This is a genomic window from Planococcus kocurii (genome assembly GCF_001465835.2).
In the GTDB taxonomy this organism is placed as follows: domain Bacteria; phylum Bacillota; class Bacilli; order Bacillales_A; family Planococcaceae; genus Planococcus; species Planococcus kocurii.
The window spans coordinates 1,079,869-1,094,703 of the sequence record NZ_CP013661.2 but is presented as its reverse complement, the minus strand read 5'-3'; the positions used below and the strand labels follow the sequence as shown (position 1 = coordinate 1,094,703).

The window sequence follows — 14,835 nt, the reverse complement described above, 5'->3', positions numbered from 1 at the left end:
GTCTCATTCCTCTTCTCTATGCTTCATCGTAAAGCCGTCCATCACTTCAGCTACTAAGTAAGCGGCAAGTTTCACCGTTCGTTGTTGTTCATCTAATGACGGATTAACTTCCGAAATATCAAAGCTTTTCACGTTTTTCTTCGACATGATATACCGAAGCAGTTTGCAAACCATCAATGGATCTAAACCGAGTGGGGACGGAGCACTGACACCAGGTGCTGCGGCTGCATTGATCGAGTCTGTACAAAGCGTTGCCAGCACGACATCGTATTGCGCACAAAATTCATCAATTGTCTTAGCGGCATTCGGCATATCAGACAAGGTCAGTTCGTCCGCCATCATGTATTTGCAACCTAATAGCTCAGCCGTTTTAAACAAAGCAGGGGTATTGCCAAAAGTTTGCACGCCGAGACATAAGTAACCGGCATTGGTATCGCTTTCAAGAATTTGCCGAAACATCGTGCCAGACGAGGGGTGTTCCGCTTGGCGAAGATCAAAATGCGCATCAATATTAATCAAACCAATTTTAGCATCTTTTCCCGCAAATTCTCGAACTCCTAAATAATGGCCATACAAGGTTTCGTGTCCACCACCGAGAATAATTGGCGTAGCTGCTTGTTCGAGAAGCTTACAAACGGCAGTTCCTAATTCTTGTTGGGCGTGTTCTAACGCTTGGCCTTCACAAACAACATTGCCGACGTCAAAGGTTTTTTGGCAACTATCAAAATTATACGGGAGACTTGCAAGCTTGCTGCGAATTTGATCGGGTGCTGCGGCAGCGCCGAGACGTCCTTTGTTGCGTCGAACCCCTTCTTCGCATTCAAAACCAACAATCGCAAAAGCCTCTGGTTCAGCCGGCAAGCTAGTTAATGCTTGTGTTTGAACAGCTTGGTGAAAACGAAAGCTGTCTGGGTCTGTGCTGCTATCAATCCGTCCTTGCCAGTGTTCGCTAGTAGGTAATTTATACATATGGGCACTCCTTTATGAAAAAGATTATTATTTCAGAAATAACGGTATTCATATTGTAAGGACATTACTCTATAATTACTAATATCAATAATCTATATTTTCATAGTTTTTAACTATAGAAAGGGGGAGGCACATTGGACATACGCTTGCTTCGGTATTTTATCGCCATTGCAGAAAGCTCAACATTTACGAAAGCTGCAGCAAATCTGCACATCGCACAGCCATCACTCAGTATTGCCATTAAAAAATTGGAAACGGACATGGGGCTGATCTTACTAGACCGCAGCATGCGGGAAATTGCCTTGACAAAAGAAGGACAAATTTTATACGAAGAAGCTAAAAAACTGGTGACGCATTTTGAATACGTCGAAAAAGAGTTGAAGCGACTAAAAGCACAAGGACCGATGGAGCTGTCAATCGGCATGATCGAGTCCGCCAAGTTCTGGATTCCGAAAGTATTAAAAAGCATCAAACAAGAGTTTCCAGAAGTTCACATCGAAATTATTGAAGTGCTAGGGCTAGAAGACATCAACCGTGCATTAAACAAATTCGACATCCATTTTGCCATCACCAATCAGCTGATTTCAAAAAGAGAAGTAAAAACCTTGCCGATCTACCGGGAGAAATTTGTCGTGCTGTTGCCACCGGGACATCCGCTAGAAGCACAGCCACAAATTAGCATCACCGATTTAAACGGCGAAGCCTTTATCATCTTCAAAGAAGGCTTCCAAACACGCGTGGATATTCTGAATGCGTTCCGGCAAGCTGGTACAAAACCCAACATCCAATTCGAAGTCGAGCGCTTTGAAACCGCCTGTAGTTTTGTCGAAGAAGGGCTAGGCGTTACGTTCGTTCCGGAAAACTATTTAAAAGTCTCTGCCACTTCCCGCTATACGATCAAGCCGTTAAAAGACCCCATCGCACCGCGTACCGTTTACTTGGCTTTTGACACAAGTCGGTATTTGCCGCCGCTCGTGATGCGGTCGATGGAATTGATTCAGGAGTTTTTTGAGCGTGTGGAGGGTCTGGGGGAGTGAGCGAGAAAAGCGGTGTATGTAGAGTCCTATTATATATATCCGCCTAGCCCATGGGAGATGTTGAATATAAATTAACTAAGCATCATCTAGAATCTCTTACGGATTCTGGATGATGCTTAGTTTGTCTGCTTTCATAGCCGACTGAAAGAATGTCCACTGTCCCAATGGAATTTATGTGGTAGTGCTGCCTCATTTCTTGTAACAACAGGATCGATAAGAGAGCAACTGCTTAAAATGAAGCGATTACGCAGTTGGTGAATGGTGAAGAAACGGTTCGTGAGTTGGTGGGGGAAGATACGGACTTATGAGCATTTGTTGAGGATTGGAATACTTATTTGAAGTAATTCGGTTACATAAAACATAAATGACCCGCAGCAAGTAATCCCGCTGCGGGTCATTTATTCAAGTGAACTGACTTCTATTAATTGTTGTCTTCTAAGGCTGCTTCTAATTCACCTAAATGGCTGAACATTTTTTTGAAAGTATCATCTTGCCATACTTCAGCATAAACCAGTTCAGGTATTTGAATAAATTCATTCGATATCAAATCGTATAAACGATTCTCATGCCGAGCAAACAGGAAAGGATAGAGCAGGAAATCTCTTATATTTGCTGTAACTAGAATGCTGTCTTCATAATAGGCGCTATATAAAATGCGTGCATCGGATACACCGCCATATGCCATCTTTGGATGCCCGATATCACTCTTATATTTTGAACGTAGATAAGCGGACATCACTCTTATCTGATGTTCTAACTCGATAGACACAGAAGGGGAAATTTCGTGGCAGTGTGCCAACAATTTCTGAGTTTTACTATTTTCATTATCGGTCAAAGTATGAGACTGCACCTTCAGTTCCCGCACGACCTCTGCCGGAACCAAAATAACTGCTCGTCCATTTTCAACTTCTTCTTTTATAGTTCGCCAAAATATTTTTGCAGCTTTCTTTAAATCCGGAGCACCTGTTTTATTGGTATCGTATCGAATTACATTTGTATCGATTGTATATTGCTTCAGGTTTTCCATATCTAAATTATTCTTCATCCTGAAGATTTTTAAGCACTTCGTCAGCAAGCCCCACTGACTGATTTTTAATTCTGGCGCGTTTTTCGATAAAACGTTCCCAATTTGGCTTATCCATCAGTTGTTGCGTTTCGATCTGCCATTTTCCGCTTCCTTCGAAAGTTTGCTGAGCTGACATTTTTCCATCAGCACAATGTCTCCGAACCATTTGAGGGCTAATGCCCATTATATCTGCAGCATCACGGACAGTTACGTATTGAGGAATATTGTATTCCTGGCTCAGCACCTCAAATGCCTCTTGCTTTTCATCTTCTCCAAGTTCATTGGTTCTTCTTTTTATTTCCCGTTCTACTTCTTCTGCGATTCTCATGAGTTGTACATACTCTTTTACTCGCTTGTTTTTAATCAATTCATCGGAAGGTCGGGATTTTACATTATCGAGCAGATTAACCATTTTGATCGCTCCTCAACATCTTTTTTACAATTATACTACTTTTCGAAGAGAAACTAAAGAAATAAACGAAACTTTCGAAACAAGAATTCTCGTGAAATATTAAAGTCGTGTTAGATTAAAGAGTGATCAAGCCAATTTTCCTTACGAAGACTGGGCTATTTTTTATATTTCCGAGGAGTTTTGTGTCTCTCGCTTCTCCCTGAAATAGAAGCTTTCTTTGTCTTACCTCAGTTACATTCTCCCTCCAATGTGGTAAAATTATCTAAATAGAATGACTACCATAAGAGGGGGATATCGTATGGTACATCAAGCAAGAACGCAGTCGGAAGCGCAGCTGGAAAACGAGATGATCGAGCAACTCGTGGGACAAGGGTTTGAACGAGTTTCCATTCCTTCTGTCCAAGCGTTGCAAGACAACTTCCGCACACAAATCAATAAGTTAAACGAAGAAAACCTAGAAGGACAAGCGTTGTCTGATAAAGAGTTTGAGCGATTGCTTTTGAAAATTGAAGGCAAGAGCGTGTTTGAGTCGGCTAAAATTTTGCGTGATAAAGAAATCATTTCGCGCGATGACGACAGCATCCTTTACTTGAAATTATTCGATACGCAAAACTATCAAAACAACTTTCTCCAAGTGACGCATCAAACAACGGTAGTGGGACGTTACACAAATCGCTATGATGTGACATTGCTGATCAACGGCTTGCCACTCGTTCAAATTGAATTAAAACGGAGAGGTCTTCATTTTGCTGAAGGCTTTAACCAAATCATGCGCTACCGTAAAGGTTCTTACGGTGGTTTGTTTAACTTTCTGCAAGTTTTTGTGGTGTCAAACGGCGTCGACACAAAGTATTTTGCCAACTCGGACCGGGAGCCGCTGAAGAGTTTGATGTTTTTCTGGTCGGACGATGCCAATAAACGCATCACGAAACTAGACGCATTTACTGCGTCTTTCTTAAACCCCGTGATGTTGCAAAATGTTTTGTCCAAATACATGATCATTAACGAAACCGATAAACACTTAATGGTCATGCGCCCGTATCAAATTTATGCAGTTGAGCGCATTCTTCACCAAACCATCGAAAAAGAAGAAAATGGCTATGTGTGGCACACGACTGGGAGCGGGAAAACCTTAACTTCCTTTAAAGCCAGTGAGCTTTTAGCACAGCAAGAAGACATCAAAAAAGTCATTTTCCTCGTTGACCGAAAAGACCTGGATTCGCAAACGATGGAAGAGTTTAATAAATTCGAAAAAGACTCTGTTGACCGAACAACCAAAACCGGAGTGTTGGTCAAGCAGTTAAAAGATCCGAACCGGAAACGAATTATCACAACGATTCAAAAAATGGCACATGCCGTTAAAACTGAAAGGTACCGCGACGTGATGAAGTTGTACGAAAACGAAAAAGTCGTTTTTGTTATTGATGAATGTCATCGCTCGCAATTCGGAGAGATGAATTTACTGATCAAACGTCATTTCAAACGCGCGCAATACATCGGTTTTACCGGCACCCCACGTTTTGTCGACAACAAATCACAAGACGGCCGCACCACGTCAGATTTATTTCAAGACTGTTTGCATACGTACTTGATTAAAGACGCCATTCATGATGGCAACGTGCTCGGCTTTTCAGTCGAATACATCAGTACAATGAAAGGCAAAGAAGGCATCGATGACGCCACCAAAGTGCCCGGCATTGACCAACAAGAATTATGGCTAGCAGATACACGCATTGACATGATCGCACGTCACATTACAAGCATTCATTCGAATAAAACACATAATAAGAAATACACAGGCTTACTGACAGCTGAAAGCATTCCAGCTGCGATCAAGTATTACGATGCCTTTAAGAAAATCGATTCGGGTATGAAAATCACGTCGATTTTTAGTTTTGGGACAAACGAAGAAAGTGTGGAAGGCGAAGAACATTCGCGTCATTCACTCGAACGCATCATGGAAGATTTCAATCAAGAATTTGGCAGCAATCACACGACGGAAAACTTCGCTGCTTATTTTGCAGACGTTTCGAAAAAAGTGAAATCTGCACAAATCGATTTGCTGATTGTCGTTGATATGTTTTTAACGGGCTTTGACGCCAAAACCTTGAGTACCTTATACGTAGACCGGCCGTTAAAGCACCACGGCTTAATCCAAGCGTATTCCCGGACAAACCGTGTCGAAGGGCCGAAAAAACAATACGGCAATATTGTGTGCTACCGCAATTTGAAAGAAGAAACAGACACAGCGGTTCGGTTGTTTTCTCAAACCGGAGACACGGAAACGGTTCTTATGAAGCCTTACGATCAATACTTGGCAGACTTTAAAGACCAACTAGATCAACTACTCGACATTGCGGTTTCACCAGAAGCGGTCGACGACTTGGAAGGCGAATCCAAGCAAAAAGAGTTTGTCATCTCATTCCGAGACTTAACGCGCATCCTCACAAAGTTAAAAACGTTTGTGGAATATGATTTTAACCAACCGGACATGGGCATTAGTGAACAAACCTACAAAGATTTCAGAAGCAAATACTTACTGCTTTATGAAAACGATAAAAACGCCAAAGATAAAGTGTCCGTCATCAACGACATCGATTTTGAAATCGAATTGATGCAGACAGATAAAATCAATGTCGATTACATTCTTGAGCTACTTCGTAACACAAACTTTGAAAATAAAAACGAGCGTGACGCAGCGGTGCGTCGTGCGATTAAAGAAGTGAACGAGGCATCAAGCGACGAAATGCGCTTGAAACGAGATCTATTGTTGGAATTCTTACAAGGTGTCGCGCCAACGCTTACGAATAAAGACTCGATTGATCAGAAATACCACGACTTTGAAAACGAACGTCGCAAACGTGAAATTCAAGCGATGTCTGAGAAGGTGCAAGTAGCAGAAGACCGGCTTGAGTATTTTATGAAAGAATATGAGTATACAGGCGTATCCCCTGATCAAGAAATCAATGACGCGATCAAAGCGCCGTTTAAAGAAAAGCGTAAACGTGTTCAAGCGTTAAAGGATTTTATCTATGATAATGTGAGGAAGTATTCGTAGCTTGGAAGTATTCGCTGCAGGCGGACGCTTTCCGCGGGCTCACGCTGAGTCTCCTCGGACTACGTCCTGCGGGGTCTCAGCGTCTTCGCTTTCCCGCAGGAGTCGCCGCCTTTCGCTCTTTCTTTTAAATGTGATTCACTAGAGTTAGCGCATGTTACGATTAGACTATAATAGTAGAAGAATATAAAACACTTCAGACGCTTTGGGGATGCCTCCCACAATAAGTCAGGCGAAGGGACCGCCAGTCTTATTGCTCCGGCTACCCCGTGGACGCGCCGGCGCTTAGTGCGTAAAATCTAATAAAGTATCTGATGAGAGAATATAATAGTAGAAGACCTGCAAAGAGCAGACATAACAAACTTCGTGCCACGGTGACAGACACAATTGTTCCTCAAATTGTGACTGACGCGGGGGCGCAATTGTAGAAAGATAGAACATATCGATCACACCAAAGGAGAATCACAATGACAACTTCAGAAAAACAACGTCAGCAACAAGCTGAATTGCATAAGAAACTATGGACAATGGCCAATGACTTGCGCGGCCAAATGGAAGCGTATGATTTTAAAAACTATATACTGGGTCTTATTTTTTATCGTTATTTGTCAGAAAAGACAGAAGCGCGAATTGCGAAGTTATTAGAAGAAGACAATATTTCATATGAAGATGCTTGGAAAGACGAAGAGTATCGCGAAGGGTTGATCGAAACTTTGCTCGAGGAAATCGGCTTTGTCATCGAACCAGAATTCTTGTTTTCATCGATGGTAACGGAAATTCCAAAAGGGGATCAAGGCAAGTTTGATGTAGAACTGTTACATAAAGCGATTAAAGCAATTGAAGAGTCAACTTTAGGAACAGATAGCCAACAAGACTTTGAGCATCTTTTTGATGACATGGATTTAACGTCAACAAAATTAGGGCGTGACGTAAAATCACGTTCAAAATTAATTGCGAAAATCATCTTAAGCATTAACGATATTCCATTCTTACACGACGATGTAGACATTGACGTATTGGGCGATGCTTATGAGTATTTGATTTCACAATTTGCGGCGAACGCCGGCAAAAAAGCGGGTGAGTTTTATACGCCGCAACAAGTATCGAAAATTCTAGCGAAAATTGTAACACATGAAAAGCCCGACTTAAAGAATGTTTACGATCCAACGTGTGGATCGGGTTCACTGATGTTGCGTGTAGCTAAAGAATCAAATGTACGCTTGTTTTACGGTCAAGAATTAACAACCACAACGTTTAACTTGGCGCGCATGAACATGCTGTTGCATGATTTGCGCTATACCGATTTTGATATTCAAAACGAAGACACCTTAGAAAACCCGAAACATGTCGACATGCGCTTTGAAGCCGTTGTGGCCAATCCGCCATACTCGGCCAATTGGAGTGCGGACGCGAAGTACTTAGACGATGAACGTTTTAGTGATTACGGACGCCTTGCACCAAAATCAAAAGCGGATTTCGCCTTTGTGCAGCATATGATTCATCAATTGGACGATAACGGAACGATGGCTGTTGTATTACCGCACGGTGTGTTATTCCGTGGTGGAGCAGAAGGCGTTATCCGTCAATTTTTGATCCAAGACAAGAACTATTTAGATGCAGTGATTGGCTTACCCGCTAACGTGTTTTTCGGCACCTCTATTCCAACATGTATCTTGGTTTTCAAAAAGACGCGCAAGGAAGATGCCAACGTTATTTTCATCGATGCTTCAAATGAATTTGAAAAAGGCAAAAACCAAAACAATTTAACAGACGAAAACGTCGACAAGATTGTCGATACGTATAAAACGCGTGAAACAATTGAGCGTTATTCATACGCAGCGAGCTTAGAAGAAATTAAAGAAAACGACTACAACTTAAATATTCCACGCTACGTGGATACGTTTGTCGAAGAAGAGCCGGTCGATTTGGAAGCGGTACAAGTAAGGTTGAAAGAAATAGATAAGGAAATTGAAGAGATTGATCGTGAGCTAGAAGAGTATTTTAAGGAATTGGGGGTTCTGAATTATGAGCACTCCTAAGGTTGTATTAAATAGTACTTTAAATCGATATCAAATGTCTGAAATTCTAATCAGAGTAAAAAATCCAGTAGAGGTTGAAGGGAGTAAATTATATAACCAGATTGGTATTCGCTCTCATGCTAAAGGTATCTTTTTCAAAGATTCTGTTTCTGGAAATGAATTAGGGAATAAACGTGTTTTTTGGATAGAACCCGATTGTTTTATCGTAAATATTGTATTTGCTTGGGAAAGAGCAATTGCTCGTACAAGAGAGGAACATAGAGGGTACATTGCCTCGCATAGGTTCCCTATGTATAAAGCGAACGAAAAATTAGTGGATTTGGATTATATAACTTACATGTTCAAAACAAAAAAAGGGCAGTATCTATTAGAATTAGCATCTCCAGGAGGAGCAGGACGAAATAAAACGCTCGGACAAAATGAATTTGGAAAACTAGAAGTATTGCTTCCTTCGTTAAAGATACAGAAGGAAATTGTGAAACTACTTTTGCTACTAGATAAAAAGAGGAACAAGCAAAAAGAAAAAATAGAGGAGTTAGAGCAGTTAAAAAAAGGCATGATGCAGAAGGTTTTCTCGCAGGAGTTGCGGTTTAAGGATATTGATGGTGGAGAGTTTGGGGAGTGGGAGAATAAGAAACTTGGAAAAGTAGCAGAGGTTGTTATGGGACAATCTCCTAAAGGCGAGAATTACTCTACAGATACTGCGAATACGGTTTTAATACAAGGAAATGCTGATATGAAGAATGGAAAAGTTATTCCTCGTATTTATACTTCAGAAATCACAAAAGCATGTCTGCCAGGAGATACTATTATGTCGGTGAGAGCACCTGTTGGAAAATTAGCTTTAACAGATATAGAAGCTTGTATAGGACGAGGGGTTTGTGCTATTAGAGGCAGTAAATATGTATACCATTATTTGTCTTATTTTAACGAGATGAATGGTTGGAATAGCATATCTCAAGGAAGTACGTTCGAATCCGTAAATGGTAACGATATAAAAAACCTTTCTATTCCCAGTCCTTCTATGAAAGAGCAAAGGAATATCGCCAAATACTTTGATAAATTAGAGAGAAAAGTAGAAGTCGAAAAAGAGAAGTTGGTGGTTTTGGAGGAGCAGAAGAAGGGGGTTATGTGGGGGATGTTTGTTTAAAAGGATGCTTTGACTACTTAATTTCAAAAGAGATAAAGGGGGACTTTTAGTGGAGTGGGCATTTGTAATAATTCCATCATTACTTTCTGGAATTATAGGAGTGGGGATATCTAGTTGGTATCACAAAAGAAGCGAAAAAAGAAGACAAAAGTATATAGTTTTAGAGCAATTAATCGGAAATAGGTATGACTTAAGCGGTGAAAAGTTCTCGGAAGCACTAAATAAAATATTTATTGTCTTTAATGATTCTAAGGATGTTTTAATTGCTCTAAAAGCTTTTCATGAAAGTATAGTGGTTCAAAATAGAGAATCTAATATAACAGACCAAAGGTTAATGGAACTGTTTAAAGCACTTTGCAAAGACTTGGATATTAACACCGATATCCTAACAGATAGTTTTTACTTACAGGCTTTTAATAATAGATGAATTACTTAGTGTATAGGTGTCGCTTATTTAAATCGGTAAATTTCAGTTCTCTAGTTAAATAACGGATTCAAGAGAAAGAAAAACTCTAAACGATTTTAACCATAAACTATATTTCATACACTGTATAGCTCTAAAATCAACTTTTCTTGCCGTAACTTTTAGACTTAGGAATTGTGTAACTCCCCTAGGAAGTGAAACCTTTTAAGGTATTGTCACACCCTCTGAAAAGCGAAATTTTAATTTAAACTTTAGTACAGAAGCATGATATAATCTAATTGGAGTAGCTTCGATATATTGCCGGTGAAATCGCCGGATTCAATTGAATAAATGAAATATTTATTCCGCATCATATTATACTATTACTCGCAACTTTGCTTTGCGTATATCTAGAAAAGTGGAAATGCTACTCCGCTTTATCATTTTCTGAGGTGACTAAATTTGCATGTAGATTTAAAAAGTGAAGATACAGCTATTTTAAATAAGTTCAACTCATTGCAAACGTTTGATGACATAGCAGATTTATTAGAGATCCCTCCAAAAAAATTGTGGGAAGCAGTTATTCAAAATAAGACATACTCTGAATTTACAATTCCTAAAAAAAATTCTTCAAATTTTAGAGTGATTAATAAACCATCAAAGAATCTGGATATCATTCAGAAAAAAATGAACTATGTACTATCACTTGCATACAAATCAACGAGTAATGTCTCACATGGATTCGAAAAGAATAAAAGCATACGTACTAATGCGCAAGTTCATTTAAGAAAAAAGTTAATTTTAAATATAGATTTAGCAAATTACTTCTCATCAATAACTTTCCCTAGAATTCGGGCAATGTTTTTAAGCTACTTTAGATTTAATGAAGTTGTCGCAACAACTTTAGCGAATATTTGTTGTGATAATAATAATGAGTTGCCACAAGGAGCTGCTACATCGCCTATTATCTCTAATATAATCACTTATAAATTAGATAAAGATTTAGTTAGGCTGGCAAGAAAGCATAGATCTAATTATACTAGGTATGCCGACGACATCACTTTCTCAACGAATAGAAAAGAATTTCAGAGTGATATATTCAATATGGACGAAGATTTCTACGATGTCGGAGATAAAGTAATAGAACTTATATCTAAGAACGGTTTCAGTATAAACACTTCAAAAACTAGAATTCATGATAGTTCACAACCTAAGTACGTTACTGGTGTAAAAGTTAACACGAAACTGAATCTTAATAAAAGATATATAAGAAGGATACGTTCGATATTACATTGTATCGAGAAAAACATTAATTCTTTAGATGAAGCAATAACTATCTTTGAAGCAAAGTATCCATTTAGAAAAACTAAATTTAAGAATCGAGATATGTTTAATATTGTGCGCGGTATGATTTCGCATTTGGGGCATATTAAAGGAAAACAAGACCATGTTTACCAAAAGTTAGCTATTCGTTATAACTTAATTATAAGTGCAGTAAATGGAAGTAGTAATGAGAATTATCCTTACATTCATCGGCCTTTAACTCATTCAGAATTTAGGGAACAAAATGTATATGTTATTGAATCTGATTTTGTAAATTACAAATTTTTTGAGTCGAAAAAAAATATTGTAACTTATCAAGGATCTGGATTCTTGCTAAAAGAGGTTGGCCTTGTAACCAATTATCATGTAGTGAAAGAGTACATAGAAATTCTTGAAGAAGAGAACACTTCTTTTGAAGAAGAATATTATATTCCTCTTTCTAAATCTAGATATTCTCAAGATATTTGGTTTGCAAAGATAATAATGTACGATAAAGCTAGAGACTTAGCCGTCTTGCATATAAATATTGTAGATCATTTTGAACATGGATTTAACTATAATCAAAGTATAACCGAGGGCATGGATAGCGTAATAATTGGTTATCCAGAATATAAAGAGAGTTCATCGTTACATATTGACCAGGGGAAAATATTAGGGGAACGCATACATTATTATAATGATAAGAGATTTACTAGATATAGCACCAGAATGCCTATTCATGGGGGAAACAGTGGTGGGCCAATCGTAAATATGAAAAATGAAGTCATAGCAGTAGCTGTAAAGGGAAAGGATAACAGTGTGACTGAGGTAATACCTGTAAGCGATTTATTAAAGTCTATCGAAGCTAAAGAAATGTGTCTTGTTTAAATCTAAAATCGCATCCCTGTGTAAAAAACAATTCTAAACGATTCCGAAAATACACGACAATTTATACTCTATACATTGCCACACCTGCAGCATCAAAACTGCGGGTGTGGTTTTTGTACTTTATTCATTCGTATGAATTGTGTGGAAATTGTACGTAGCACAGGGAACATTTGGAGACTGCTAGAAGGGGAAAGCCTCTATTTCTAACTCTTTAATTAATCGCGTCCCTGGAAAAGAAACAATTTTAAACGATTCGGACAATACTCTACAATTTATATCATATACATTGCTGCACCCGTTGCATCTATATTTAAGGTACATCTTTTACATATTATTCATCTGTATAAATTGTTTGCAAATTGTTCCACTCCCTGGGAAGCAAAATACTAAGTATTGAGTATGAAAATACGATGGATTTTTCTAATAATTGTATTTCGCAAATGAAAATTGAGCCACAACGCAATTTAATTTTGAGCCACTTATGAATGGTTGTTTTCGAGCCATTTTTTCGTTTCTCTCATTCGATAAGAAGGACCTACCATATTCACCACATGTGATTTGTGCGTCAGCCGATCCGTCAATGCTGCAGTCAAAATGGGGTCATTAATGAATCGCGTCCCAGGGAAAGAAATAATTCTAAACGATTCGGACAATACACTACAATTTATATCACATACATTGCTGCACCCGTTGCATCTATGCTGAAGATGCAGCTTTTTCATATTATTCATCTGTATAAATTGTTTGCAAATTGTTCCGCTCCCTGGGACGAAATATTTACGAGCGTTTGATAACCTGCTCCTATATAATGATGAAAAGTCTTTGGATAGGAGTGGACCTTCTTATGGAGATGATTCTTGCAATATGCATCGGGCTGGCTTTAAGCGCAACAGTCGGATTCCGGATTTTTACGCCTTTATTTATTACCGGTGTTTTTGAACGGGCAGACTGGATTACCGTGTCAGAAGGATTTAGCTGGCTCGGCAGCACCCCTGCGTTGATTGCTTTCGGAGCGGCAATCGTATTTGAAGTAGCGGTTAACTATATTCCGGCTGTCGGGTCAATGATGAAACTTATTGCCACACCGATCGCGGCACTTGCGGGTATCCTGCTGACAGCGTCATTCATCGGAGATATGAATCCGCTGCTAGAATGGAGCATCGCCATTATTGGCGGCGGTGGAGTTGCCACGGCATCACATACTACTGTGACTGCTGTTAAAGGGATAAGCGAAACTGCGCTGCTCAGTCCTGCTGTCGCCGTTGTGGAAGATGTAACTGCAACGACAGTACCGATTGCCATTTTCCTGATTCCGGTGCTGGCCATTGTCTTTGTTGTGCTGATTCCACTGCTGATTTTCATTTATTACCCTAAGCGAAAACGGCGGAAGAATAATCATAATACTGTTTAAACCTATATGAGGAACTGAATTTTATGGGCTCTAGAACTTCTAAGAATTTCGTGTGTACCACGAGATTGAATAAAGAATCCACAAACTACGGGAAAAATGGATTCTTCATGTATTTAGAATCGCGTCCCAGGTAAAGAAATAATTCTAAACGATATTGACAATACACTTCAATTTATACTGTATACATAGCGACAAGGTCTACATTAACATTTCGGCTATGGTTTTTTCTTTTTATTAATCCGTATAAATTGTTGGGAAATTGTACGGTTCCCAGGGGAATGGTGTTAAAAAACGCGCCCCTGGGAAAGAAACAATTCTGAACGATTCTGACAATACACAACAATTTATATCACATACATTGCCCCGTTGCGTCTATGTTGAAGGGTGCGACTTTTTTATACTATTCATCTGTATAAATTGAGTGGGAATTGTTTCGCTCCCAGGGAAGCTAAGTATTAGATTGTCGGGGGCTATCCCTCAAACAATCATCGGATGGCGAGTTGCTACGATGCTATGTACGACGCAGATGAATTCTCAAAGATTTTTTAACTCAATCGAAGAGAAGAGTGGGAAGTGCTGAAATGGTCGAACAGGAACTAATAACAACAATCAAGAGAATCGGGGTTACATCAGGCGTTGTTGAAGTGTTTTATGGTTCATCCGATCCATTAATCTTTATCGAGTTTAATGATGAGGATACTGGTGTACATTATGTTTTAGATACAATTCAGCTTGGCAGACTTTGCCATATTAAAGAAACCTATGTGATTGGAAATATTACTTTGAATAACATCAAAACAAGCGAAGGGGAAGAACAAGCGGGTAAATTGCTCCTCCAGCAAGGTGAAGGGATGAAGAAAGAGTTATTACAGAAGACGCGGCAATATGCTAAAGAGATCAATGAACGGGCAGGTATTCCTGTTGAAGTTATCGACGAGATACAAGGAAGGCCTGGTGTAATGACCGAGCATGATCAGAATATGTGGCATGCAGCAGAAGTCTTAAGAGGAATTGATGATAATTATTGAAAATCCAATAATATTAAAGATGAAATTTGAAGTGCCATTCACTCATGTCGCTAATAAACAGCTTCCCTGTGTTGA

At 39.2% G+C, this 14,835-nt stretch carries 11 protein-coding genes and 1 pseudogene; 8 read left to right on the top strand and 4 right to left on the bottom strand.

The features are described from left to right. Positions 1 to 3: 3 nt before the first annotated feature. Positions 4 to 969 (bottom strand): formimidoylglutamase, encoded by a 966-nt coding sequence (gene hutG / locus AUO94_RS05390; protein WP_058386263.1) that lies wholly within the window; start codon positions 967 to 969, stop codon positions 4 to 6. A gap of 134 nt (positions 970 to 1,103) precedes the next feature. On the opposite strand from hutG, the gene AUO94_RS05385 reads away from it, so the two are divergent. Then, a complete protein-coding gene (locus tag AUO94_RS05385) occupies positions 1,104 to 2,006 on the top strand; it encodes a LysR family transcriptional regulator (RefSeq protein ID WP_058386262.1) in 903 nt (300 codons plus the stop codon). A 421-nt stretch (positions 2,007 to 2,427) separates the two neighbouring features. Here AUO94_RS05385 and AUO94_RS05380 read toward each other — a convergent pair whose 3' ends face one another. Together AUO94_RS05380 and AUO94_RS05375 are read right to left on the bottom strand one after the other, a co-directional pair. Next, complete coding sequence (locus AUO94_RS05380) at positions 2,428 to 3,051, bottom strand: PIN domain-containing protein (protein WP_058386261.1); 624 nt, start codon at positions 3,049 to 3,051, stop codon at positions 2,428 to 2,430. Next, entirely contained in the window at positions 3,041 to 3,484 is a 444-nt protein-coding gene (locus tag AUO94_RS05375; protein ID WP_058386260.1) for a MerR family transcriptional regulator, read from the bottom strand. The genes AUO94_RS05380 and AUO94_RS05375 overlap by 11 nt, the downstream gene beginning before the upstream one ends. Positions 3,485 to 3,782: 298 nt before the next feature. Here AUO94_RS05375 and AUO94_RS05370 point away from each other — a divergent pair, with 298 nt between their 5' ends. The 5 genes from AUO94_RS05370 (at position 3,783) to AUO94_RS05350 (ending at position 12,321) form a co-directional block, all read left to right on the top strand. Continuing rightward, entirely contained in the window at positions 3,783 to 6,542 is a 2,760-nt protein-coding gene (locus tag AUO94_RS05370; RefSeq protein ID WP_058386259.1) for a type I restriction endonuclease subunit R, read from the top strand. A 464-nt stretch (positions 6,543 to 7,006) separates the two neighbouring features. Further along, a complete protein-coding gene (locus tag AUO94_RS05365; RefSeq protein WP_058386258.1) occupies positions 7,007 to 8,578 on the top strand; it encodes a type I restriction-modification system subunit M in 1,572 nt (523 codons plus the stop codon). After that, the gene (locus AUO94_RS17000; protein WP_082707504.1) at positions 8,565 to 9,728 is read left to right on the top strand and encodes a restriction endonuclease subunit S; all 1,164 of its coding nucleotides are present in this window, start codon (positions 8,565 to 8,567) and stop codon (positions 9,726 to 9,728) included. Before AUO94_RS05365 ends, AUO94_RS17000 begins: the two co-directional genes overlap by 14 nt. A gap of 49 nt (positions 9,729 to 9,777) precedes the next feature. Further along, a complete protein-coding gene (locus AUO94_RS05355) occupies positions 9,778 to 10,155 on the top strand; it encodes a DUF6680 family protein (protein ID WP_058386257.1) in 378 nt (125 codons plus the stop codon). A gap of 438 nt (positions 10,156 to 10,593) precedes the next feature. Then, positions 10,594 to 12,321 carry a reverse transcriptase domain-containing protein gene (locus AUO94_RS05350; protein WP_058386256.1) on the top strand — a complete coding sequence of 576 codons (1,728 nt, stop codon included), beginning with the start codon at positions 10,594 to 10,596 and terminating at the stop codon, positions 12,319 to 12,321. A 479-nt stretch (positions 12,322 to 12,800) separates the two neighbouring features. On the opposite strand, the pseudogene AUO94_RS17530 reads toward AUO94_RS05350, so the two are convergent. After that, positions 12,801 to 12,926 (bottom strand): annotated as a pseudogene (locus tag AUO94_RS17530) (ATP-binding protein); the annotation flags it as partial. A 239-nt stretch (positions 12,927 to 13,165) separates the two neighbouring features. Between AUO94_RS17530 and AUO94_RS05345 the strand changes: the two are divergent. Continuing rightward, on the top strand, positions 13,166 to 13,732 hold the full coding sequence (locus tag AUO94_RS05345) for a DUF4126 domain-containing protein (protein ID WP_058386255.1): 567 nt from the start codon (positions 13,166 to 13,168) through the stop codon (positions 13,730 to 13,732). A gap of 581 nt (positions 13,733 to 14,313) precedes the next feature. Beyond that, positions 14,314 to 14,760, top strand: a complete 447-nt coding sequence (locus AUO94_RS05340) for a hypothetical protein (RefSeq protein WP_058386254.1) — start codon at positions 14,314 to 14,316, stop codon at positions 14,758 to 14,760. Positions 14,761 to 14,835: the final 75 nt, after the last annotated feature.

Excerpts from the sequence above, each read along its gene's own strand:
- AUO94_RS05345 (WP_058386255.1), top strand. The coding sequence starts at position 13,166 with ATGGAGATGATTCTTGCAATATGCATCGGGCTGGCTTTAAGCGCAACA.
- AUO94_RS05340 (WP_058386254.1), top strand. The coding sequence starts at position 14,314 with ATGGTCGAACAGGAACTAATAACAACAATCAAGAGAATCGGGGTTACA.
- hutG (WP_058386263.1), bottom strand. The coding sequence starts at position 969 with ATGTATAAATTACCTACTAGCGAACACTGGCAAGGACGGATTGATAGC.
- AUO94_RS05370 (WP_058386259.1), top strand. The coding sequence starts at position 3,783 with ATGGTACATCAAGCAAGAACGCAGTCGGAAGCGCAGCTGGAAAACGAG.
- AUO94_RS05365 (WP_058386258.1), top strand. The coding sequence starts at position 7,007 with ATGACAACTTCAGAAAAACAACGTCAGCAACAAGCTGAATTGCATAAG.
- AUO94_RS05375 (WP_058386260.1), bottom strand. The coding sequence starts at position 3,484 with ATGGTTAATCTGCTCGATAATGTAAAATCCCGACCTTCCGATGAATTG.
- AUO94_RS05380 (WP_058386261.1), bottom strand. The coding sequence starts at position 3,051 with ATGAAGAATAATTTAGATATGGAAAACCTGAAGCAATATACAATCGAT.
- AUO94_RS17000 (WP_082707504.1), top strand. The coding sequence starts at position 8,565 with ATGAGCACTCCTAAGGTTGTATTAAATAGTACTTTAAATCGATATCAA.